The 24,411-nt window shown below is 39.2% G+C and carries 22 protein-coding genes and 1 pseudogene; 13 read left to right on the top strand and 10 right to left on the bottom strand.

The features are described from left to right. Positions 1–35: 35 nt before the first annotated feature. Positions 36–782: an IS5-like element ISAba31 family transposase gene (locus J678_RS20640; RefSeq protein ID WP_002122556.1), complete on the bottom strand. Its 747-nt coding sequence runs from the start codon at positions 780–782 to the stop codon at positions 36–38. A 121-nt stretch (positions 783–903) separates the two neighbouring features. Between J678_RS20640 and J678_RS23590 the strand changes: the two genes are divergently transcribed. Both J678_RS23590 and J678_RS23375 read left to right on the top strand, forming a co-directional pair. Then, positions 904–1,701 (top strand): hypothetical protein, encoded by a 798-nt coding sequence (locus J678_RS23590; RefSeq protein ID WP_017392695.1) that lies wholly within the window; start codon positions 904–906, stop codon positions 1,699–1,701. A gap of 202 nt (positions 1,702–1,903) precedes the next feature. After that, the gene (locus tag J678_RS23375) at positions 1,904–2,044 is read left to right on the top strand and encodes a hypothetical protein (protein WP_004887108.1); all 141 of its coding nucleotides are present in this window, start codon (positions 1,904–1,906) and stop codon (positions 2,042–2,044) included. Between the two features lie 196 nt (positions 2,045–2,240). Here the strand turns inward: J678_RS23375 and J678_RS0104605 are convergent. From J678_RS0104605 to J678_RS20655, 3 genes and pseudogenes are all read right to left on the bottom strand, one after another. Next, positions 2,241–3,582 (bottom strand): annotated as a pseudogene (locus J678_RS0104605) (MFS transporter). 9 nt (positions 3,583–3,591) lie between these two features. Further along, a complete protein-coding gene (locus tag J678_RS20650; RefSeq protein WP_017392696.1) occupies positions 3,592–4,404 on the bottom strand; it encodes an amidohydrolase family protein in 813 nt (270 codons plus the stop codon). Positions 4,405–4,411: 7 nt separating this feature from the next. Next, positions 4,412–5,701, bottom strand: coding sequence for an SLC13 family permease (locus tag J678_RS20655; RefSeq protein WP_017392697.1), 1,290 nt, complete (start codon positions 5,699–5,701; stop codon positions 4,412–4,414). A gap of 111 nt (positions 5,702–5,812) precedes the next feature. Here J678_RS20655 and J678_RS20660 point away from each other — a divergent pair, with 111 nt between their 5' ends. Further along, positions 5,813–6,544 (top strand): GntR family transcriptional regulator, encoded by a 732-nt coding sequence (locus J678_RS20660; RefSeq protein WP_017392698.1) that lies wholly within the window; start codon positions 5,813–5,815, stop codon positions 6,542–6,544. Between the two features lie 88 nt (positions 6,545–6,632). Here J678_RS20660 and J678_RS20665 read toward each other — a convergent pair whose 3' ends face one another. Continuing rightward, positions 6,633–7,565, bottom strand: a complete 933-nt coding sequence (locus J678_RS20665) for a LysR family transcriptional regulator (protein WP_017392699.1) — start codon at positions 7,563–7,565, stop codon at positions 6,633–6,635. Positions 7,566–7,664: 99 nt separating this feature from the next. On the opposite strand from J678_RS20665, the gene J678_RS20670 reads away from it, so the two are divergent. Both J678_RS20670 and J678_RS20675 read left to right on the top strand, forming a co-directional pair. Next, the gene (locus J678_RS20670; protein ID WP_001166490.1) at positions 7,665–8,099 is read left to right on the top strand and encodes a DMT family transporter; all 435 of its coding nucleotides are present in this window, start codon (positions 7,665–7,667) and stop codon (positions 8,097–8,099) included. 9 nt (positions 8,100–8,108) lie between these two features. Further along, positions 8,109–8,567 carry a DMT family transporter gene (locus J678_RS20675; protein ID WP_017392700.1) on the top strand — a complete coding sequence of 153 codons (459 nt, stop codon included), beginning with the start codon at positions 8,109–8,111 and terminating at the stop codon, positions 8,565–8,567. 100 nt (positions 8,568–8,667) lie between these two features. Here the strand turns inward: J678_RS20675 and J678_RS20680 are convergent, their stop codons facing one another. Together J678_RS20680 and J678_RS20685 are read right to left on the bottom strand one after the other, a co-directional pair. After that, positions 8,668–9,753 carry an HlyD family secretion protein gene (locus J678_RS20680; RefSeq protein ID WP_017392701.1) on the bottom strand — a complete coding sequence of 362 codons (1,086 nt, stop codon included), beginning with the start codon at positions 9,751–9,753 and terminating at the stop codon, positions 8,668–8,670. Next, positions 9,750–11,327 (bottom strand): MFS transporter, encoded by a 1,578-nt coding sequence (locus J678_RS20685; RefSeq protein WP_031996789.1) that lies wholly within the window; start codon positions 11,325–11,327, stop codon positions 9,750–9,752. Before J678_RS20685 ends, J678_RS20680 begins: the two co-directional genes overlap by 4 nt. A gap of 171 nt (positions 11,328–11,498) precedes the next feature. Here J678_RS20685 and J678_RS20690 point away from each other — a divergent pair, with 171 nt between their 5' ends. Continuing rightward, positions 11,499–12,119, top strand: a complete 621-nt coding sequence (locus J678_RS20690; RefSeq protein WP_017392703.1) for a TetR/AcrR family transcriptional regulator — start codon at positions 11,499–11,501, stop codon at positions 12,117–12,119. Between the two features lie 76 nt (positions 12,120–12,195). Here the strand turns inward: J678_RS20690 and J678_RS20695 are convergent, their stop codons facing one another. The 3 genes from J678_RS20695 to J678_RS20705 all read right to left on the bottom strand — a co-directional run bounded on the left by J678_RS20695 (position 12,196) and on the right by J678_RS20705 (position 16,840). Continuing rightward, on the bottom strand, positions 12,196–13,773 hold the full coding sequence (locus tag J678_RS20695; RefSeq protein WP_017392704.1) for an aldehyde dehydrogenase (NADP(+)): 1,578 nt from the start codon (positions 13,771–13,773) through the stop codon (positions 12,196–12,198). 16 nt (positions 13,774–13,789) lie between these two features. Continuing rightward, positions 13,790–15,577, bottom strand: coding sequence for an IlvD/Edd family dehydratase (locus tag J678_RS20700; RefSeq protein WP_017392705.1), 1,788 nt, complete (start codon positions 15,575–15,577; stop codon positions 13,790–13,792). Positions 15,578–15,664: 87 nt separating this feature from the next. Beyond that, positions 15,665–16,840 (bottom strand): fumarylacetoacetate hydrolase family protein, encoded by a 1,176-nt coding sequence (locus tag J678_RS20705; protein WP_017392706.1) that lies wholly within the window; start codon positions 16,838–16,840, stop codon positions 15,665–15,667. Between the two features lie 111 nt (positions 16,841–16,951). On the opposite strand from J678_RS20705, the gene J678_RS23595 reads away from it, so the two are divergent. From J678_RS23595 to J678_RS20740, 7 genes are all read left to right on the top strand, one after another. Further along, a complete protein-coding gene (locus tag J678_RS23595; RefSeq protein WP_017392707.1) occupies positions 16,952–17,887 on the top strand; it encodes a LysR family transcriptional regulator in 936 nt (311 codons plus the stop codon). 215 nt (positions 17,888–18,102) lie between these two features. Continuing rightward, entirely contained in the window at positions 18,103–19,074 is a 972-nt protein-coding gene (denD, locus tag J678_RS20715; RefSeq protein ID WP_017392708.1) for a D-erythronate dehydrogenase, read from the top strand. 33 nt (positions 19,075–19,107) lie between these two features. Further along, entirely contained in the window at positions 19,108–20,484 is a 1,377-nt protein-coding gene (locus tag J678_RS20720) for an MFS transporter (RefSeq protein WP_032027482.1), read from the top strand. Next, positions 20,484–21,356, top strand: coding sequence for an NAD(P)-dependent oxidoreductase (locus J678_RS20725; protein ID WP_017392710.1), 873 nt, complete (start codon positions 20,484–20,486; stop codon positions 21,354–21,356). Before J678_RS20720 ends, J678_RS20725 begins: the two co-directional genes overlap by 1 nt. 260 nt (positions 21,357–21,616) lie before the next feature. Continuing rightward, positions 21,617–22,636 carry an ABC transporter substrate-binding protein gene (locus J678_RS20730; protein WP_025466088.1) on the top strand — a complete coding sequence of 340 codons (1,020 nt, stop codon included), beginning with the start codon at positions 21,617–21,619 and terminating at the stop codon, positions 22,634–22,636. 2 nt (positions 22,637–22,638) lie between these two features. Beyond that, entirely contained in the window at positions 22,639–23,649 is a 1,011-nt protein-coding gene (locus tag J678_RS20735; protein WP_079378076.1) for a FecCD family ABC transporter permease, read from the top strand. Continuing rightward, a complete protein-coding gene (locus tag J678_RS20740) occupies positions 23,646–24,410 on the top strand; it encodes an ABC transporter ATP-binding protein (RefSeq protein WP_017392713.1) in 765 nt (254 codons plus the stop codon). The genes J678_RS20735 and J678_RS20740 overlap by 4 nt, the downstream gene beginning before the upstream one ends. Position 24,411 lies beyond the last annotated feature (1 nt).

The following is a 24,411-nucleotide window of genomic DNA, read 5'->3' on the forward strand; positions in this document are numbered from 1 at the left end:
TAGGGTTTGTTGACATTTACTGTTCATAATTAACCCTATAAAGGTAGCCATAAAAATATACATGCTAAAGCAACAGAACTTTGATAATTTCTTTTGAGCTTGTCATATCGAGTAGCTATTCCTCTAAATTGCTTTAATCTACAAAACATATTTTCAACTAAATGCCTGATTTTATATAAATACCAGTCCATATGGTCATTGTTCGATTGGCTATTTGTTTTCTTTGGTATATTCGCTTTAGTCCCTGTTTTCCTGATCTGTTCACGCAGTGGTTCTGAATCATAGCCTTTATCTGCACATACCACTTTTGTCTCTTTTAAATCTAATGTTGATATTAAATCAGGTGCAACTTTAACATCATGTGTGGTTCCATCGGTAATCATGAAATCAATAGGATTGCCATGTGCATCAACAATCAAATGTATTTTTGAGGAGTTTCCTCCTACACTTTTAGAAATAGATTGATTCGCTATGCCGGCAGAATGTTGATGAGCACGTACATGAGAGCCATCAATAAAAATCCACTCCATATCGGGGCATGAGGCTAGTAATTTGAATAATCTAAGAAACTTACCGCTGCTTGACCAACGATTAAAACGTTTGAAAATAGAGTTTGAATGACCAAAACAGCAAGGAATATCTCGCCACGGACAGCCTGTTCTAATTCTATAGAGAATAGCTTCAATAAAATTGCGTAAATTTGAGTTGTGGTGAATGGATAAATTACGCAGAATAACTTTCAACTTTTGCCAGTGTTGATCTGTCAGCATGGTACGAGGCATAGCGAATAGTAAAATTGGGTTTGGCGATTTGATTTTACTACTTCGCTATTTTTTTAAGCTAAAAGTGTCAACACACCCTAATATTATTAATGAATAAATTAAAATATTCTTGAGTATTAATATGACAATTAAAACTACTTTTACATTTGTCGGTTTACTTCTGGCTAGCAATTTCTATATATCTTTTGTTCATGCAGGTGTAGCAGTACGGGGATATTATCGCAAAAATGGAACCTATGTAAGTCCACATATCCGTTCTAACCCAGATGGACGACTTTATAATAATTGGAGTACAGTTGGTAACGTCAATCCATATAATGGAAAGGTAGGTACAAAAACTACATCTTCAAGTGGCAGTTATCCTTATAATTATTCTCAACCAAATACAATTTATGATCAGTCATCTTCTAGCAATCAAAATGAAGTTCCAAAACAAACTGTAGATGAGAATTTAAAAAAAGATAGTAGAGAAGTAGCTCATTACAAAACAGATCTTGTCCCACAGCATATTAAGAATGAATCTATTGCAACTTATCTTTCGACAAATAAAGCTGAAGAAAAAAATATTATCGAAAATGATATTACATGGGTATTTTTAACTAAAAACAATTCAGATGCTACGTATATTAGACCTGGTGTACGTGAACATTATAGTGATGGATACCCCATAATTTCTATGATGTTTACTGGAGTTATGAAGCCCAATGGTCGTCCCACTTGGTTAGGTAAAAGATTTATTAAAATGAAAATAAACTGTAATACTCAACAAGCGGCATTGGTAGCGGATGCTGTCATTAACTCGGATGGCACTGTTGTTAAAGATATAATTTATAGAGAGAAAGATAACGTAAAATGGGGAGAAATTAGTATGTTTTATAATACAAAAGACTTTTTTAAAGTGGCAAAAGTATGTAACTAACTTTAGCAGTTTATTGAAGCTCAACCGTAAGCAATACAAAGAAGGATAATTAATGGTTATGCTTCTTTTCTTGAGAAATAATTCTAATTTTTTTATTACACATTGCTTAAAAAATATACAGAAACCTCGTTAAAACGAGTTGGAAGGCTACAAACGCGGATGTTAAGTTGAAGTCCACTCTTCCCAATAAGTGAGGTGAGCAATGAAATTGTTAGCTTTGATTAGCATGGGAGTTGCAGCAAGTTATTGGTATATAACTATAAAAGATAGCAAGCCAACTCTTCTGAAACCAAATTTTGATGAAATAGTAAAAAACTTTGTAATAGCAGAATTTAAAGTCTAATACATATTATGAAATTTAGTTAAATAAAAAGCTCATCGGAAGATGGGCTTTTTTTATTATAGTAAAGACAGACAAACTCATAGTTTTCATATAAAAATAAGAAAATATTGATTCATCTTAGCATCTATATATTTGTTATAAATAAAAAAGAGACCATTAATGGGCCTCTTTTGATTAAATTTTTTATTTCTAAAAGCTAAACCACTTTTTGAACCTTTTGTGCTTTCGGTAAAGTTGGTTTTCTTCCTAAATACAATGCAATCATGGCGCCAATAAAGGTAAGAATACATAACGGTAGAAGTGAAACAGGGAAACTACCTGAGTAATCTTTCACTATGCCCATAATAGAGTTCATAAGCCCAGTACCGATATGCGCAATCGTATTTACCGCTGCAATACCTACAGCCACTAAAGTAGGCGGTAAGCGCTCAGAAACCAACGCCCAGAAAGGACCTTTAATGGCATAGTTACCCATCAAAACGAGTGAGAATAAAAGTAAGCTCAAGGTTAAAGATGAAGTAAAAATAGTAAGGAGCAAACCAAAACTCGTCACAAATAACGGAATAGCTGTGTTAAGGCTCTTATTACCACTTTTATCGGCATGTACACCCCAAACAATCATGAAAGCGGCAGCTAAACCAAACGGAATCATATTTAAAAGACCCGTCTGCATAGCAGTTAGATGGAAGGCTTTTAAAATCTGAGGCATCCATAATGATAAAATATTGCTGGTTGCAGAGCTTCCTGCATAAATAATTGCGAAGAACCATAAATATTTATTGGTAATCAGAAGCTTAAACTTACTTTTTTTTCTGCTCGGCACTGTCTTGTTTTTCAGTATTTAACTGTTGGTTTTTTTCAAAAGTTAAGGTGCTCGATAGCCATTCTCTTTCCTCAGAACTTAACCATTTCACATGATTCGGTTTATTTGGAAGCCAAACTAAACATAATATGCCAAGAAGAATAGCAGGCAATGCTTCAAAAATTAAAAGCACTTGCCATCCACTTAAACCAACTAAACCATGTAAGCCCAACAGTAAGGCAGATAATGGTGAACCAATAAAATTAGATAAAGGAATGGCAACCATAAATACGGCAACAATTCGAGCCATATATCGTTTAGGGAACCATAGGGTTAAATACAGTAATACACCAGGAAAAAATCCAGCTTCAGCAGCACCAAGTAAAAACCGTGAAATTGCATATGAAATCGGGCCAGTAATGAAGGCGGTACAGCAACCGACAATGCCCCAAGTAATCATGATTCTGGCAATCCAGATACGTGCACCTAGCTTTTCCATGGCCATATTACTTGGAATTTCAAATATGACATATGCAATAAAAAATAATGTCGCACCAAAACCAAAGGCAGTCGCGGTTAAACCAATTTCTTGATTCATGGTTAAAGCGGCGAAACCAATGTTTACTCGGTCAATATATGAGATGAAATAACAAAGAATGAGGAAAGGAAGAATACGAAAAGAGAGTTTACGGATCGTTGACTTTTCTACTTCCGATATAGATATATCATTTTTCATACATACTCCTTATGTACGTGAGAAACCAAACAGCTCGGTAGGGTTCTGATTTAAAATTAAACATTGCTCGTGTTTATCAAACACAATCTGTTTAAAAGCTCTAAATGCATTTTCATAAGTAATTAAAGATTCATGTTGGGTATGTGGCCAATCGCTTCCCCAAATGAGTTTGTGTAAAAAGCCTTTTTCTTTAAAAATGTTATAGGCCTGTCGTGCCGTATTTATGTTGTTTGGAGCGGCACCCAAACGGTAGAAACCGGACACTTTAATCCAGTGCTGTTTTACGTTAAGTAAGCTTAAAAATTTCTGATAATCCGGATCTTCAATCCCTTTAACAGGGTCAACTCGGCCAAAATGGTCAATTACCACATCAAAGCTGTATTCATCTAATTGTGGCAAAAGCTGTACCAGATATTTTGGCGGTGCGTGTAGTTCAACTTGCCAGTTGAGGCTTTCCACATTACGTAAAAATTTTTGCCAGTCAGGCGTATTTAGCGCAGGAGGGTTAAGACCGAATAGATTTAAGCGAACACCAACGATGCCTTGTGCCTTGAGATTCACTAGCTCCTCAAAAGTCGTCGTATGTTCAATAACGGCGATCCCTTTTAAACGCTTAGGGTATTGCTGAATTGCGTTTAACATCGCTTGGTTATTGGTACCCAAAAAGCTGGGTTGAACCAAAACACCATGCGTGAAATTGTGTTCATCAAGATGAGAGATAAAACTTTGTACAGTTGCATCATAATCAGGTGCATAACGTGCTGTTTCGATACTGTGGTCCTGAGTCGAAAAAACATGTGCATGTGTATCTATACAGTTCATTTTCATCTCACATTACAAATTTTAAAGCGAAAATAGCGATTAAAGCGGCAATGACTCCTACAGGAATTGCTTTAAATAACAGATGATTAAAGAATTTGGTTTTGTCGATGTCTGCTGGTGCTGAAGCCATAATGAGACTACCGCCAGAGGAGAAAGGAGAAATCGCTGTAGACTGAGCGCCAACCACAATACAAATGAATAGCACTAGTGGATTTAGGCCAGAGGTAAGTGCAAGCGCTGGAACAATTGGGAATAAGGTAGGAGCAACTACACCTAGAGTGCTTGAAAATACAGACATAATGGCACTGATCAGACATAACAGTACTGGAATAACCCACACAGGAACATTGTTTGCTAACCATTCAGATAGGGTCGTAATAATGCCAAGCTTCACACCTAATGCGATGAGCATACCGACACCGCAAATCATGATCAGTGTTCCCCACGGCACAAGTGCAATGACCTTTTTCTCATCGGCAAGTTTCACAAGTAAACTAATGAGCGAGAAGGTAATGGCAAGGAAGGCAATATCAATTTTGGAGTTTAAAAAGCTAATCGTTTTTACATCGGGGAAAACAAGGTGCAAGATTGGAAAAACTAAAACAATCGACATCATTAAAACAATAAGGAAGATGGATTGTTTCTGTTTTTTGTCGAATGGTTCAGGCTTTTGATCTTCAATCACAATTGAATTACTTTTTCTATTCCAGAGGGTATAAATGCCCAACACCGCAATTGGAATAATTAAAGTTAAGACAAAAATTCCACTGCTATATGAAAAAGCGGTTTGTGAGCTAATGCTAGTATTTTCCATTAAGCTTCGGAAAATAATGCCACTTTGCGATGTCATAAAATTTGCGCCAGCTAGAGCGCCGTAATTTGCAGCCATCCCGCCAATAACCATATTCATATTGGTTTTTTTACACAGCAGCAGTGTAATGGGTGCCATAAAGGCAAGTACCGTATAAAAACCAGCACCTAGGCCTGCAATAATGGTTGCTGCGAAAAAAATCGCTAAAGGTAAAAACTGAGGAAACTTACGGCATTTATATAAAAGATGGCTGGCAAGCTTCTCTAGTGCGCCATTTGCCAAAGCAAAGTTATAAAACAGAGTGACAGATAAAATAATAAAGAAAATTTTGACAGGCCATAATTCAATAACTTCGGAAGGTTTAAGGCCCATGCCAAAGCAACCAATCAGGTAAGCAAACACTATCGTAAAAAATCCGATATTGATTTTTGTTTTATAACCTAAGCCTATAGATACAGCTAAAGCTATCAGCATCAATGCGGTCATATTATCTTCCTTGATAAATATATAAACATCTAAACATATATATGTTTAATTTTTTGTATTACACAGAACTATGCTAATATTGTCAAATCTATTTCATAATGTTTAACGCAAATGCTTGATGAGACTGCATTTAAAAATTTTAAATTGCCAAGATATGAAAAGGTCCGTTGGGAACTTCAAAAACTACTGATTCAGTCAAAATGGACAGTTGAAGAGCCTATTCCAAGTGAACAAGAGCTTGCGCAAATGTATAGCGTATCGGTAGGAACCGTGAGAAAGGCGGTTGAAGGACTGGTTGAAGACGGCTTATTGGTTAAACAGCAAGGAAAAGGAACTTTCCTCAAACAACCTAATTTTGAAAATTCACTCATCCGTTTTTTTAGATTACGTAATAAAAAAGGTGAGTTCATTCAGCCACAAGGACAAATCAAAAAAGTAGAAGTGTGTGATGCAATTCCGGAAGTAAATGCCGAGTTGGGGCTTGGGCACACCGAAAAGTTGCTTTATATTGAGCGTGTCCGTAAGTATGAAGACGTCGTTGTGTTAAGCGAAAGAATCTGGTTGCCTGAACGCTTATTTAAAAATCTGGAAGAAATTCCAATCGCTGAGTTTGGGAATTTACTTTATCCTTTTTATTATCAGCACTGTGGCCAGTTTATTTCTTATGCAACCGAACGGTTAACTTTTGTGAAAAATATCAAAGATAGCCATTTAAATAATCACCTTGAAGACCCTTTAGTGAAGGTATGCCGTATCGCAAAAAATCTTGAAGGCGTAGCAGTCGAATACCGTGAGTCTTATGGTTTGGCCGATAATTTTCATTATGAAATATCGATTAATTAGTATCTAACGGTGATCCCTGATTTCAGAGTTTATTTGATTGCTGCAATCAGGTGTTTTTGTCTTTATAAATGATGATTAAAAGAAAAATTTAATTCTGCCAATACGGTGTGTCTCCATAGATTTCTGCGAAATAATCTATCACTGCTCTAATGTTTAGCGGTGGATGACGGACATTGGGATAAATGGCTGCGATATGCTGGGGTTGTGATTTAATCGCGACTTCATATTCAGGTAAAAGCTTTATTAAATCACCTTGTTTTAAAGCTTCGCCAATTAGCCAATCAGGAAATAAAACAATCCCCATGCCATGAAGCGCAGCTGTCATTAAACTTTCGGCATTGTTTGAAGACAGCAATGGAGTAATTGGATAATGTACCCATTCTTCATTGGGCTTTCTTACTAACCAGCGGTTAGGACCTTCAAAACCTTTATAGACTAGGCATTTGTGCTGATTAAGTTCTGTCGGATGATCAGGCGTACTGTATTTGGCAATATATTGAGGAGACGCTGCCAAATGATATTTTTGTGTACCAAAAATACGTGCATGAAATGATGAATCAGTCAGTGCTCCAATACGAAATATTAAATCTGTGCTTTCGCGTAATGGATCTATAAATTCATCGGTTTGAATTAGTTCTATTAGAAGTCTTGGATAACGCTCTGATAAACCCGCTAACCACGGCGCAATATGTCGTTGACCAAAAAACACTGGTGCATTGATTCGGACGAGTCCCGATGGCTCTATGGTTTTATCTTGTAAAGCCTTTTGAGCTTCATCAAATTGTTCGGTAATTTTTTTCGCATACTCAAAAAATAATTTGCCCGATTCGGTCGGTGTGATTGCTCGCGTATTTCGGTAGAAAAGTTGCTGGCCTAACGCATCTTCAAGTTGTTGAATGGTGCGTGAAATCATAGATGCAGACACATCTTCTTTACGTGCTACATTTGAGAAGTTTTGAGCATTGTAAACACTAATAAAGAAGCGAAGCATTCGGATATCAATCGAATTTGTTAAATCCATTTGTGCAATTTCTGCAAAAGTGATTCATGAATTATGCTGTTTTTCTGATGAATTGGCTACCTTAGTATTCGTTGCCTAAATACAGATGAGGCAATGTAGATGCAAATTCTATTACTACTCCTAACCATTTTAGGGGGTATGGGGCTATCGGTCGAAGCAGGGCTTCTAGGGCCGTTAGGAAAGGAAGTGGGTGAGTTATGGGCCACGTTTAGTATTTTTGGTGTGGGAGCAGCACTTACTTTTCTACTCATGCTGTTTTTTAGCCCACGGAATAGTCCTTCATTTTTTACACTTCCATCTTGGCAATTACTCGGCGGTGTTCTTGGTCCTGCTTACGTCATTATTCTGACCATTACCACTCCAATTATTGGCATTGCCATGACGATGATAGGCATTTTAGCGGGACAAGTGTCTAAAAGTCTGATCATCGACCACTATGGTTTGTTGGGGACTCCGCACCGAAAGGTAGACCGTAAACGAATATTGGCACTCATCTTTATTGTTGCTGCACTTGTACTTGTCGCAAAAGCATAGGAGACCCGCATGACAATTTTAATGATCCTTCTCGCCGTCATTGGTGGTGCTTTATTGAGTGTACAGGCCGCAATTAATGGTCAACTTGGAGCAAAAGTTGGTGTATTTCGTAGTGCTTTTCTGACTTTTTCGGTCGGAGCTCTAATTACGGCTCTCCTTATTTTTTACTTTGAACCTAGACAAACTTTAACGTTACTAGATGTTCCTAAATGGCAGTTATTAGGTGCTATGTGTGGCGTACCTTATATTGTCATTATGGTACTGGCTGTACAAAGAATCGGAGCTGCGGTTGCCACTGTGGCTGTGATTTTTGGACAACTTTTGATGAGTATATTGATTGATAACTTTGGTTGGTTCGGTAATGAAATGCTTCCTTTTTCACTGTATCGATTAGGAGCGCTAATTTGCTTAGGGATCGCTTTGTACTTTATCTATTCAAGTAGCAAAGATAAAAAGGTAGAAGGGTAAAATACGAGCCAAATTTGGTATTGAATTTGATGAAGCCTCATTAGGTGTAAGACTAACAATGAGGCTCATTTAAAGTTTTTAAGTGTTCAGTTGATTCCCTTTATTTAGTGGTATCCACAGAAACTACAACAGATAGGCCAGGACGCAACAACTTAATATCCGGCTGGTTCTCAAGGAGTTTGATGCGTAAAGGTAAACGCTGAACAATTTTAGTAAAGTTACCCGTCGCATTTGTAGCCGAAATTGGTGAGAAAAATGCGCCAGTCGATGGTGAAAAACTATCTACCACGCCTTTTAACTCAACATTGTAAGCGTCGACATAAACAGTGACAGGCTGGCCGATTTTAATTTGTTTTAGCTCAATTTCACGGAAGTTGGCTTCTACATACACTTGATCTAAGGGTACAACCACCATGAGTGGATTACCTGCGCCAACAAAGTTGCCCACATTTGCAGACTTTTGCCCAATCATGCCATCAATAGGCGCTCGAATTTCTGTATAACTCAGATTCAGTTTTGCTTTATCAAGCGCAGCTTGAGCTTGTTTCAAAGCCGCTTGTTTAGCTTGAACCTGAATCTTATATTGGTTGAGCTGATACTGTGCATCTGTGACTTTTTCTTTACTGCTGTCCAAGTCGGCATATTGCTCGGTTAATGTGGTTTTTGACTGTTGCGTAATCAATCTAGACTCAGCACCAAGCGCCTGTAGTTGCTCATAGCGTGCGGTATTATCTTTAGTGAGTTTAATGCCAGCTTCTACTTTTCTAAGCTGGGCTTCTGTTTCTCGAATAACAGTGGGTTGTCTTTCTACTGCCAGCTTTGCTTCATTTAAGTCAGCTTGTGCTTTAGCATAATTAGATTCTGCTTCAGCTAAAGCCGCCTGATAATCTCGTGCATCAATCCGTGCCAAAAGTTGGCCTTTTTTTACGGTCTGGTGATCTTTAATATAAATTTCTTCAATATTGCCTGACACTTTAGGAGCAATGGTTGAGTACTCGACATCTACCCGTGCATCGTCAGTTTTAACCACTGAAGAAGGTAAAAATATAACTTTTAAAATCCATAAAATGGAAACTAGAACGATAATAAATGCAATAACCATAACCCAGTGTTTCTTAAGATATTGCATCTTTGTTAACTTGGGTGACTCGGTCATGGAGTGATCTTGGGCTTCGAGAGTACTCATAAAGATTTTCCTGAGTTATGACTATTCATTAACTTAATGAGAGCAATGCGTGGTGGATAAGTTCTAACTGGCAAAATCAGCATAACGATAAATAAAATTGCAGTAAGTCCCGCTAAAATCAGATATTGATCGCTAATGACTAACACTGATTGCTGTGCCTGAATCGCAGAATTTAAGGCAGATAAGCCACCGGGAACACGTTCGGTACCATCTGCACTTAGCACAGGCGGGGGAAGAGAATGAATAACAGGGCCTTGAATATTTTGAAAAACATGTTGTGCGGTATTTTCAATCAGTCGTGTTGAATGGTATTCACCACGTACTCGATTGACCCAGTCCAAAAGGCACACACCGAGTACGCCGCTAATAGCACGCGGGGTATTAATCATAGGCGAAGCATAGATTGCCATAGTTGGATGGACACTATTTGTACCCATCATGAGTAGCGAAAGCACTACACAGGTTTGTCCCAAACATGAGATTGCATGCCAAAAATAGAATTGGTCTTGGTTCCAAGTCGTATCAAGTTGACTTGCACCTAAGCAGCCAGCTATCACCAAAAGCAAACCAAACCCATGTACATATCGGCTATCAACCCAAGCTTGGTTCAAAACTTTAATGACAATTGGAATATAGATAAACTGTAATGCGGCAATTTGTAAGCCAATCCACATGGTTTGAGTGGGCTTATAACCATGCACAGCACTTAAGTAATTAAGGGGTAAGGTACTGGTCGACATACCAATAATCACAAAGCAAAACAGCGCAATAACAGCATAGCCAAAATTTCGTATTTCGAGCATTTGCGGTTTAATTAATGGTGTTGGATAGCGCCATTCATGTATTAAAAATAAAGGTAGGGTAATGGCACTCATTAAAGCCAAAACACAAATCAATTTTGAATTGAACCAGTCCAAATGATTGCCATGCAAAAGCATGGTACTTAAGCTTGCAAAGCCAATGATGGCTAGAACCGCACCAGTCCAATCATAAGTTTTTATTCTTGAGTAATTTAAAGGATCTTGGGGAATACCGAAGTAAACCAGTGCAGCACTTAAAGCACAAAAAGGAATGGTTTGGAAAAATATCATCTTCCAACCAATCACATCTAAATAAAAGGCAGCAAGTGCAGCACTTAAGTTGGGGAAAAAAGTTGCTGTTAATGCATAGCAGGCCAAACCCCATAGACGAATTTCAGGTCCTAGGAATCTAAGGGCACAGGCCATAAGTAAAGGAATGGTTAAACCATTAGCGAGTCCTTGCAAGCCCCGTAATAAATAAAATATTTCGATATTTGGGCTAAAAGGAATTAAAACGCTAGAGAAGAGGCAAAGTCCTATCGCAAAAAGAAGAACCCGACGCATGGAAAAAATAACGGCCCAACTGGTGGACAGGATCATGCCAATAATCATGGCACTGGCATAAATACTACTGACCCAATAACCAGCGTCGACACTAATGCCCATTGCACCGCGAATATCGACCAAGGTAATGCTGCTAATTCGGTTATTAAATTCGACAGTCATGGCTGCAAAAATTGCACCTGCCAAACCGATGAGTGGTCGTATATTCATCTTTTACCTTAAATTTTAAAATGAGCTTGTTGCACCGAGCAGGGCAAATCTTAAGCTCAACTGTACCGATCGGTACTCTACTATCTTATTAAAATTACGTCAATTCTCGATTTTGAACTTTTCGATGAGTTACACTAAGAATGAAATTGCTAAATATGTTTGTAGGTTCGTATGTCAGATTGCACTAAAACCAAAGAGAAAGATCAAAAAATTCTAGATGCAGCAACAAAGTTTTTTTTGATCCACGGATTTAGTGGCACAACCACAGATATGATTCAAAAAGAAGCAGGTGTTTCAAAAGCGACCATGTATGGTTGTTTTAAAAATAAAGAAGCGATGTTTGCTGCCGTCATTGAGCGCAAATGTGCCAATATGCAAGAACAAATTATATTGGTTGAAACAAAGGCCAAAAACTTACGTTCAGCTTTAACCGAAATTGGGAAAACTTATTTGTGTTTTATTTTATCGCATTCGGGTTTGGCATTCTTTAGAATCTGTATTGCAGAAGCCGTAAGATTCCCGGAATTATCTGAAAAGTTCTTTGAAGTGGGGCCACAACGTCTGGCAAATATTATTGCGGGTTATCTTGAAAAGTCGGTTAAACAAGGAGAAATTGAATTAACTTCTTCTTCGGAAGTCGCAGCAAATATATTTTTATCACTGTTAAGAAGTGATGCTCATCTAAAATGTTTGACTCATCCTGATTATTTAATATCAACCGATGAAATTAGTGCTTGGGTTGATTACGCGGTTGATTTATTTTTAAAAAATATCAATTACAAAACAAGTTAATTTGGCAATTTATATTATATACGTAAGATTTGAATATCGATAAAAAAGAGACCATCATCTGGTCTCTTTTATTTTTTTAGATCGCTTCTCTAGTCATCTCACCATTCACCAGTCTTAAAATCTGCAATGGGTTGCTGTCTTTTAAAGCTTCTGGCAATAAACTTTGCGGATAGTTTTGGTAACACACAGGACGTAAGTAACGGTCAATGGCCAAGGTTCCAACTGAAGTACCTCGTGCATCTGAAGTGGCTGGGTATGGCCCGCCGTGTACCATCGCATCACAGACCTCAACACCTGTTGGGTAGCCGTTTATGAGTAATCGACCGGCTTTTTCCTCTAGTACAGGAACCACATCTGCAAACTCGGTTAAGTCAACTTCATCGGCAATTAAAGTCGCAGTCAGTTGACCATTCATACTTTGTAGCGCCTGAATGAGTTGGGCTTTATCTTCAACTTCAATAATGACTGTGGTTGGCCCAAAGATTTCTTCTTGCAGAAGCTGGTCCCCCGCCAATAATAACTCCACATCAGCTTTAAACAGTTGAGGCTGCGCCTGATTGCCTTGTTGAGCCTGACCTGCCAAATGCTTAATGCCTTGATGCTGGGTTAAGTGCTCAAGACCAGCGGTATAGCTTTTTAAGGTTCCGGCATTGAGCATAGTTTGTGCAGGCTTAGCCCCCATAATGTCGGTTAGGTTGCTAATGAGCTGACTAAATTCGACCGATTTAATACCCAAGATTAAACCCGGATTGGTACAGAACTGACCACAGCCTAAAACCACTGAATCAGCCAAGTCCTGTGCAATTTTTTCACCACGATTTTTTAAGGCTTCTGGCAACATCAACATCGGGTTAATACTGCTCATTTCCGCAAACACCGGAATCGGTTGTGGACGGGCTGCGGCCATGTCACATAAAGCGCGACCACCACGTAATGAACCCGTAAAACCTACAGCCTGAATTAAAGGATGCTTCACTAAAGGTTCACCTACGCCATTACCGTAGATCATGTTAAATACACCTTTAGGCATATTTGATTTTTCGACTGCACGCTCAATTGCCTGCGCTACGAAATCTGCTGTCGCCATATGCCCACTATGCGCTTTTACTACCACCGAACATCCAGCCGCTAGTGCCGAAGCAGTGTCACCGCCCGCAGTTGAGAATGCTAAAGGAAAGTTACTTGCTCCAAACACTGCAACAGGGCCAACACCGATTTTAATCTGGCGTAGATCTGGTCGAGGTAAAGGCTGACGCTCTGGTAAAGCAGTATCAATACGGGCACTTAAAAAGTCACCACGGCGCAACACTTTGGCAAACAAACGCATTTGCCCACTGGTACGGGCACGTTCACCTTGCAAGCGTGCAAGTGGCAAAGCAGTCTCCTGTGAGACGATTTCAAGAAAATCTGTACCCAATGCATCGAGTTCATCGGCAATGTTTTCTAGAAAAACAGCACGCTGTTCAGGAGACGTATGACGGTAAGTTTTAAAGGCTTGACTGGCTGCTTCACAGGCCTGATTAACCTCTTGCTCGGTTGCATGGTGAAACTCATAAGGCAAAGTTTCACCAGTTGTTGCATTTACACTTTTCAATAAGCTTGTACCTTGTGCGCTACGTGAACCGCCAATAAAGTTGTGTCCGATAATGGTCATAACAAATATCCTGAAATTAATGAGAGTGTCTTGGAAGGTTGTCTTGGTTTACGACTCGCATATATAAAGTTGCGGGTTCCAAACAACCACCAGTAGATAATTGACCTACCATGTTGCGATACATTTCTTGCCAAGGTGTTTGAGATGGAGATACCGTCGGTTTCCATTCACGGCGGCGTTGTTCTAACTCTTCGTCAGAAATGAGCACGTTGACAGAACGTTTATTTAAATCAATACGTAAACGGTCATTGGTTTTAAGTAAGGCAATTCCACCGCCTACCGCCGCTTCGGGTGACATATTGAGAATAGATGGGCTGGCAGAAGTTCCACTTTGGCGGCCATCTCCTAAGCAAGGCAGTGAATCAATCCCTTTTTTAATTAACTCCGCTGGTGGAGCCATATTGACGACTTCAGCACTGCCCGGATAACCCACTGTACCTGCGCCACGAATGACTAAAATACAATGTTCATCAATGTTTAAGGCAGGGTCATTGATACGTGCGTGATAGTCTTCGGGACCTTCAAAAACAATCGCTCTTGCTTCGAAGCTATTTTCATTGTTTGGATCTGATAAATAGGTTTTTTTAAATGCTTCGCTCACCACAGACATTTTCATAATGGCACTGTCAAAGAAGTTGCCACTAAGCACAATGAAACCGGCACCATGTTTAAGAGGTTGCTCATAAGGAAAAATGACATCTGCATTTGAAGTTTTTGCATTTTTGGCAATTTCCCCAATTGTTTTACCGCTAACCGATGCACAATTTTCGTGTAATACACCAGCTTTTTGTAATTCGTGTAGAACGGCAGGGACACCACCCGCACGGTGGAAACCTTCACCCAAATATTTACCCGCCGGCATACAGTTCACAATAAGCGGAATATTTTCCCCAACACGTTGCCAGTCTTCTAAACTCAGCTCAATCCCCATATGACGGGCAATTGCAATGAGGTGAGGAGGGCAGTTACTCGATGCGCCTAAAGCTGAGGCTACTGCGATTGCATTTTCAAAAGATTGTTTGGTCATAATTTTAGAAGGACGTAAGTCTTCTAAAACCATTTCACATATTCTTTTTCCGGTCATATAGGCCATTTGCCCACGTTCACGATACGGCGCCGGAATACTGGCACATGTCGGTAAAGACATGCCCAACGCTTCTGCCAAAGCATTCATGGAAAGTGCTGTACCCATAGTGTTGCAATGTCCGACCGAAGGTGAAGCAGAAGTGGTCATTTCCATGAACCCTTCATAGTCAATTTCACCAGTCGCAAGTAAATTGCGCGCATGCCAAAGCACAGTGCCGGAACCAATTAACTCACCTTTAAAATGACCATCCAGCATTGGCCCACCAGACAACACAATTGCAGGTATATCTGTTGTGGCGGCTGCCATTAAACATGCAGGAGTAGTTTTATCACAGCCAGTGGTCAGCACTACACCATCAAGCGGATAACCATGCAAGATTTCAACCAAACCTAAATAGGCTAAGTTGCGGTCAAGTGCAGCAGTTGGACGACGGGTTTGTTCTGCAATCGGGTGGACGGGGAATTCCATTGGAATACCGCCTGCGTCTCGAATACCCGCTTTAACGCGTTCAGCAAGTTCTTTGTGATGACGGTTACATGGGGTTAAATCACTACCAGTTTGTGCAATTCCAATAATCGGACGACCTGATTGTAACTCGGCACGGGTCAAACCATAATTCATGTAACGCTCAACATATAAAGCGGTCATGTCGGCATGTTCAGGATCATCTAACCATTCTTGGCTACGTAAAAAAATCCGTTTATTTTGATCATTCATTTTTTGATCCTTTCACTCATACTTTTTGAAATTTAGTTTATTTACGAGATGAATCTTGCAATTCAATCGATCGATAATACGTGAAAATTATAGTAATTCACGCTGCTTCAAATTACGCATCAAAGCATTTATTCCAAAATTCCACGGCGTTGCTTTGTCACTGGTCATAACCGTGTTGTACAAAGTACCAAGTTTAGGTGAATGAATACGGACGACATCTCCGACTTTATGGGTAAAGCCAGCCCCAGCTTGTTCTCGATCTTGAGTAGGTGCAAATAAAGTACCCAAGAACAAAACAAAACCGTCTGGATATTGATGGTTTTCATTAAGAGTTTGTTGAATTAAATCTTCAGGATCTCGGCTAATTTGCGACATAGAACTCACACCATTTAACACAAAGTTATCGGTGCCTTGAATTTGCAGTTCAACATCACAAGCGCGAATATCATTTAAAGTAAAAGTATGATCAAAAAGTCGAATAAATGGGCCAATCGCACAAGATGCATTGTTATCTTTCGCTTTACTCAACAGTAAGGCACTACGGCCTTCAAAGTCCCGTAAATTCACATCGTTACCTAAAGTCGCGCCTAAAATTTTACCTTGGCTATTGGCAACTAATACGACTTCCGGCTCTGGATTATTCCATTCAGACTTTGGATGAATACCAATATTTTGTCCTGTGCCTACAGCTGCTAAAACAGGGGCTTTAGTAAAAATCTCGGCATCTGTACCAATACCCACCTCAAGATATTGAGACCACATTTTTTGTTCGATTAAATATTCTTTGAGTCGTAGCGCTTTTTCAGAACCGGGTTCGATTGTTTTTAAATTATCACCGATTACGCCTTGTACAACTTCACGAATCGATTGAGCTTTTTGCGCATCGCCACCAGCTTGTTCTTCAATCACACGTTCTAACATACTTGCAGCAAAGGTAACGCCTGCCGCTTTAATTACTTGTAAATCAATTGGGGCTAAAAAGTATGCCTTGTTTGTATCTGGCTCGGCGACAGTATTGGCAAACAACTCATCAATTGAGCCAACTAATTTTCCTTCAATTTCAGCTAAAGCTTTTAAAGGATCTGAACTCTCAAGTAACTGGGAAATAGTGTGGAACTTTTCAGAAATATCAAAAACCTGATCACCTTTTAAAAGAATCGGAGATGGACCGGAAATTTGATTTGGAATCCACGCGCGACCAATTAAGCATCCTTGGGTAGCGTCGTCTGGTAATGAGTTCTGGGAATTTAACGTAAAGTTCATTTAAAGCATCCTTCTTTTATTTGAAATCATGATATGTTTCTTATTTAATAAACACCAATCGTAATAATTTAATTATTAATAACGAAAAGTTATCGAAAAGGATTTTTGAAAATGGCGGATTTGACTTATACAAGCTTAAATAATTGGTTGAAATTTAAACACTTAGTGCTATTAGAAACTTTGGCTAGAACCAATAACATGCATTTGGCCGCCGAGCAGATGAACCTAAGTCAGCCTGCGGTGAGTAAAATGCTAAAGGAAATAGAAGGATTACTGGGCTTTCCTGTTTTTGAACGGTTACCCCGAAATATGCCAGTAACAGCCTTGGGTGAACATGTAATTCGATATGCGCAGCGTGTGTTAAATGATGCAAAGCATTTTGTGGAAGACATTGAAATTTTACGATTAGGTGGTCACGGTTTTTTAAAAGTTGGTGGTATCTTTGCCGCAACCGCAGTGGTGATTCCAAACTCAATTATTGAGATTAAAAAACAATGGCCCTTACTTTCTATCGATGTTGTTGAGCAAACCAGTGACCATTTAATGGAAATGCTAAGTGAGCATACTTTAGATTTAGCCATAGGTCGTTTTACCGATGTAACGCAAAGCCAGTTTTTTGATTTCCAACCTTTAGGCCCAGAGCCGTTTTGTATTGTTGTTAATAATGCTCATCCATGTGCTAAGAAGAAGTTTTGTACATTAGAAGAATTATTAAATTGGCCGTGGGTACTCTATCCTAAAGGGACACCAATTCGACAACGTATGGAAGGCGCATTTGCCCGAGCTAAAGTCAAAATTCCTTTAAATACAGTCAATACCATGTCGATGCAGACCTTTTTGCAGATATTAAAAGGTGCGCCTATGGTAGGAATGTTGCCCGAAGCTATGGTGATCGATCAGGTAAAAGAAGGGCAACTACAGATTTTAGAAACAGATCTAATTTTAGATGCACAGGATTATGGAATTTTGACGCGTAAAGATGAACCAGTGTCTGATATTGCAGCAGCATTTATTAATATCTTACTTAAAAATGCAAAACGTAAATAAACAATTCAGCCTCAAACTATGATTAGGTTTGAGGCTTTAAAATAAAAAGAAAAAACCTGTTTTGTTTTATAAATTTATAAATATAAAACTGATATTAAAAAGTTATCAATATTTAGAAATTATTCATTGGAAATTATTGAAAGGAGTCCTTATCGTTTAATTCACGACAATTACAAAAGTTTTTAAGTGAATAAAAACTAGGAAAGGACCTCTGTATGAATGTGCTAATCACAGGTGGAACTGGTTTTATTGGAAAACAAATTGCTAAAGAGATCTTAAAGGCTGGCAGTTTGACTTTAGATGACAATAAACCGCAGTCCATCGATAAAATTATTCTGTTTGATGCATTTGCTGGCGATGATGTGCCACAAGATCCAAGAGTTGAAGTGATTGTCGGTGATATTACCGATAAAACTACAGTTGCTCATATTACAGAAAATATTGATGTCGTTTGGCACTTGGCTGCTGTGGTGAGCTCGGCAGCGGAGGCTGATTTTGATTTAGGTATGGATGTTAATCTGTATGGACTCTTAAATTTATTAGAAGAACTCAGAAAGAAACAAACCACGCCTCGAGTCATTTTTGCTAGCGGTTGTGCTGTATTTGGTGGCCAATTACCAGAGGTTGTGACAGATGAGACAGTGGTTACACCAAAGTCTTCTTACGGCATGCAAAAAGCAGTAGGAGAATTGCTGGTCTCGGATTACTCAAGAAAAGGCTTTATTGATGGCCGTATTTTAAGACTACCGACTATTGTGGTTCGTCCTGGTAAACCTAATAAAGCGGCATCGACATTTTTTAGTTCAATCATTCGCGAACCGTTAAAAGGTGAAACGGCCGTTTGCCCAGTCCAGTCAGATACTCCAGTTTTTATTACTTCACCGCGACGTTGTGTTGAATCAATGATTAAAGCGGCATCAATTTCTTCAGATGTACTTCAAGATAACCGAATTATTCCTCTACCGGGATTAACCGTTACCGTAAAACAAATGCTTGAGGCACTTGAAAAAGTTGCAGGCAAACAAGCAACTGATTTGGTGCAATGGCAAGAAGATAAAACCATTCAACGTATTGTTCAAAGTTGGCCTGTTCAGGTGAAAGCTGAATATGCCGAATCTTTAGGTTTCCAAGCAGATAAAAATTTTGAAAGCGTGATTCAGGCACATATAGAAGATACCCAAAATTAATGGCAGTGATCGCCAGTTGATGTGAGAGTTATTATGGAAGATATCAAAAATGTAACTGCTCTCGAAGAGCAGACAATCAAACGTATTTCGAACCGAATTATCCCGTTTCTCATTATTTTATTCATTATGGCATTTCTAGACAGGACCAATATTGGTTTTGCTGCGTTACATATGAATGATGCACTTGGAATTACTCAAACCATTTTTGGTTTAGGTGCAGGTGTATTTTTTCTAGGTTATTTTATTGCAGAAGTGCCGAGTAATATCTTGCTTCATCGGTTTGGAGCGCGAATCTGGATTGCCCGAATCATGATTACTTGGGGAATCATTGCAGCACTCATGGGTTTTATTCATAGCGGTACGCAGTTTATTGTTTTACGTTTTTTACTGGGTATTGCTGAAGCAGGTTTCTTTCCCGGTGTGATCTTTTATTTAACCTTATGGTTTCCTGCAAAGTATCGTGCCCGAGTTTTTGCAACGTTTTATCTTGGATTGCCAATTGCTCAAATTATTGGAGCACCAATTTCAGTTGGCCTTATGCAATGGGGTAATACCATTGGTTATGAAGGTTGGCGTTTGATGTATGTGCTAGAAGGGATCCCTTCCATTATTTTAGGATTAATCTGTCTTAAATATTTAACCAATAACCCGAAAGAAGCAGAGTGGTTAACGGCTGAGCAGCGCCAATGGTTAATGTCTACACTAGAGCGTGAAGAAAGAGAAAAAGAGCAATCTGCCGATGCCGCTTTAACTAAAGGTGAACTCATTAAACAAGTGTTTAAAAATCCTTTGGTTTGGATTATGGCGGTTGTTTATTTTGGTATTACCTCTGGTTCAAATGCGATGTTCTTCTTCTTACCAAGTGTTTTAGAGTCATTCCGTAACACATTTGGTATGCAAATTAGCCTTATTCAAAATGGCTTACTCACCGCAATTCCATATGCATTTGCAGCTGTTGGGATGGTTTTAGGGAGCCGCCGTTCTGACCGTAAACAAGAACGTTATAAACACGGTGCTTGTGCTGCACTTATGGCGGCGTTAGCTATTGCGATTGCACTTATTGTGAATCAGCCTTGGGCCATTATTGTGGGCTTTATTCTTCTTGCGATTGGTGTATTTAGCGCAATTAACATTTTCTGGACCATTCCTGGTCAAACTCTAACAGGTGTGGGTGCTGCAGCAGGAATTGGATTAATTAACTCGGTAGGTAATTTAAGTGGTTTTACTGGTCCATATTTAACCGGATATTTATATACCACCACAGGCACCTATACAGTGGCATTCCTTGCGATTGCTGGCTTTGTAGCAATGGGTGGTTTGGGCTTGTTGTTATTAGCAAAGTTAAAATCGAATAGTTTAAAAGTAGAACAACAGCAACTTAAAGTTCGAACTGCTACGGAGATGAAATAATGGCGACCATCGGATTTGTGGGGACAGGCATTATGGGGCTGCCGATGGCTATGCATTTACTCAAAGCAGGCCATCAAATGAAGGTTTGGAATAGAACTTTATCTAAAGCAGATAATTTAAAAGAAGCTGGTGCCCAAGTTTGCTCTGACCTTGAACAAGTCGGGAAAGATGTAGAGATTCTAGTCTGTATGCTTAGCGATGGAAAAACCTGTGATGAAATCCTGTTTAAAGAACACGGCGCGACTTCACAGCTAAAACCTGAAAGTACGGTCATTGTCATGAGTTCGATACCCGTTGATGTTGCAAAAGCACAAAGTGAAAAATGCAGAGAAAGAGGATTTAAATATTTAGATGCTCCAGTCTCTGGTGGAGAAAAAGGCGCCCAAAATGCAAGTCTTGCTATTATGGTAGGTGATGAAGCTAAAACATTTTCACAAGCTGAAACTATTTTAAGTGCAATGGGACGCCCAATTTTAGTGGGCGGGGCTGGCTGTGGAATGCTCGCAAAACTTGTCAATCAAATGATAGTAGCAACTACCATTGCAACTGTAAGCGAGGGCTTATTGCTTGCCAGTAAAGCTGGAGCTGATCCTATTAAGCTCAAACAAGCGCTCACAGGCGGTTTTGCAGATTCTCCAATTTTACAGCAACATGGCGAGCGTATGCTAAGTCGAAATTTTAAACCGGGAGGTACAGCTCGAAACCAGCATAAAGACATTCATACAGCCGTTAGCTATGCGAAATCGCTTGAGTTGAATTTACCTATTGCCCAAAAAGTCAGCCAATTATTCGAAAATATGCTTGCTGCCGGAGACGGTGAGCTTGATCATTCTGGCTTAATTCGTGAATTAGAACGCATGAATCATGTGTAATTATTGCTTTACTTAAGATCGGTATATTTTAATTTATTTATAAAAAGCAGCAGATTCGTTCTGCTGCATATTCAAACTCATTTGTAGTGCTGGCATTTTTATTGCTTAATCATAATTATCTTCTTCACAACTTTTAATTTGCTAACGTATTAATGATCATTCAAATAGTCTTGCTCACTTATGGTGTTTTTTTACATGAAAAATGCACTAAATAAACACATCTTTATATTTTGCACTATGTCTGTGCATTTGGGGCCATCATGAGGTTGTTGGCTCCCATACTCACATTATTGATTCTATGCGGATGCTCTTCATCTGAGCAAAATAGAAAAACTCAAGAAAACTCAACTTCCCATTCGATATGTGTTTTTGATAGTACAAATACAAAAGTCTGTGTAGTCAAACCTGCCCAAAGAATTGTTTCTTTGTTTGAGTCGGGTTTAGATGGCCTCTATATGCTAGGGCAAGGTCATAAAGTGATTGGCATACCGGCCGAAGTATACATCCAACCTTTATTATTTAATGCCTATTCAAAAATAGATAAACGTATCGCCAATAAGCAGCTTGCGACGCCTTCACAAGGGGCAAATGCAACCAATATTGAAAGTCTTGTGTTGTTAAAACCTGATCTGGTGATTGTAGGGAGCGGGCAGACTCAAACAATTGAACTGTTGCGGCAGTTCGGCATTGCTGTATATGTCATGGAGTCTGGTACCTACCAGCAAGTAAAAGAAGAGTTATCTGAAATTGCTATTCTTAGCGGTGCCCAAAAGCGAGCTCAAGAAATTTTAAGTTTTTCGGATGAAATTGTGGCAGAAGTTGCAGCCAAAACTGCACGTCAGCCAAATAAACAATCGATTTACTATGCTTGGTCTGGTGGCCGAATTTTTTCTACCTCGGGACGTCAGTCGATTACCAACGATTTTATTGAGCTAGCGGGTGCGTACAATATTGTTCAGACCGCTGCTAACCAACCCAACGTAAACCCTGAGACATTAATTGAATGGAACCCCGACAATATTGTGCTTTGGAATACCAGCCCTAAACTGATTTATGAACGAAAAGAATTACAGGGTTTAAGCGCTGTACAAAACCGAAAGGTATTTAATTTGAGTCCTGCATTTATATATAACCCGCACACCATCAAAATTATTATTACGGCGATTTATTTGAATCATAGTATTTATCCTGAACAGTCTGATTTACCTGTAAGTGCTTTACAACAGCGTATTTTAACTAAGTTGTATGGTGAGCAGCTTGCCAAAGCGTTGGTGCAATGAATATGGAAAAACTGAAATATTATTGGTTTTACCCGTTACCTTTCGTCATGATTTTTATTTCGTTGCTCATTGGGCCAACGCAGACCTTGAGTGCATGGGACTATTTGCGGTGGGGTGTGCAAGCAGTCTTTGCTACACCATATTTTGATGCTGAACAATTTAGGCTAATGCAAAACATACTGGTCAATGTCAGATTACCCAGAATTTTACTGACCTTTATGGTGGGAGCTGCGTTAGCAACAGCGGGTAACGGTTTACAGGCATTGTTTCGTAACCCTTTGGTTGACTCGTATGTACTCGGTATTTCTTCTGGTGCCGCGTTTGGTGCAGCTTTGGCACTTTCTCTAAGTTGGCTTTCACCAAATCTATCCGCCTTTGTTTTTGGCGTGTGTGCTGTTGCTTTAACGTATTTATTTGCACATCAAAAACATGAAAGCCAGACGTCTTTAGTGATGGTAATTTTATCGGGCATGATTGTTTCGGGGTTGTTTTTAGCAGGACTTACGGTTATTCAATATTTAAGTGATCCATTTAAATTACAAGCCATTGTGCAATGGACGATGGGCAACTTACATCAGGCGTCTTGGCAAAAGGTTCAATACGCCGTGCTTCCTATTTGTATTGGCCTTGCTGGATTATTTGCAATGCGTTGGCGTTTAAACTTAATGGCACTCGGTGCTGAAGAAGCGCAGGCGGTGGGTGTTAACCCAAGGTGGGAACAGCTTCTTTTAATTGTTTTAGTGACTGTATGTACATCAACTTCTGTGGCTGCTGCTGGCATTATTAGTTTATATGGACTCTTTATGCCGCATATTGTGAGAATGTTGGTGGGGCCAGATCACCGCTACAGCATTCCTGCCAACATGGTGTTAGGCGGTAGTTTTCTACTCATGATTGATAACTTTTCTCGGGTTTTACTAACCTTTGAAATACCGATTGGTATTTTTACCATGCTACTTGGTGCGCCATTTTTCTTATTATTAATGAAAACACAGAGGACTCATTGGGCATGATTCAAATTGATCAGTTAAATTATGCCTATGGGCATAAACAGGTTCTCAAAAACATTCATCTGGAGTTTCCTGAAAATCAGTTTTCCGTCATTTTAGGGCGTAATGGTTGTGGTAAATCGACACTTTTTAAATTGATGGCGGGCCTAGAGCCCTTAAAAGATGGACTAATCCGTTACTCTGGAAAACCATTATCGGACTTTAAAGGTAAAGATCGGGCTGCATTACTCGGCTTTTTACCGCAGTTTCATAAAACTGTATTTCCTTTTTTAGTTAAGGATGTAGTAATTACGGGACGTGCCGCTTTCAGCAGATATAGACCTTCTAAATCAGATTGGGAACGTGTAGATCAAGCTTTACTTGATTTAGACATCGAGCATTTGCGTGACCGTCCTTATACCGAACTATCGGGAGGTGAGCGGCAATTGGTTATGATTGCCCGCATTTTAGTACAAGCACCGAAAGTCATTTTGCTTGATGAGCCAACCAACCATCTCGATGTTTATTACCAGTCTTATTTAATGAAAAAATTGCGTCACTTGTCGCGGCAAAATTTTACGGTGATTGCAATTATGCATGATCCTAACTTGGCTTTTTTATTTGCAGATCATTTGTTTTTTATGCGCCAACATGAGGTGGTTAAGCCTGAGTCTAAGACACGAATCACCGATCCGAAGTTTTTAAAAAGTGTCTATGATGTTGAGTTCCATGAAGCCATGATTCAAGACAAAACCATTGTTATCCCTGATCATTCTTGGCTATAAA

This window comes from Acinetobacter sp. 1424608 (assembly GCF_000588255.1).
Taxonomy (GTDB): Bacteria; Pseudomonadota; Gammaproteobacteria; order Pseudomonadales; family Moraxellaceae; genus Acinetobacter; species Acinetobacter nosocomialis.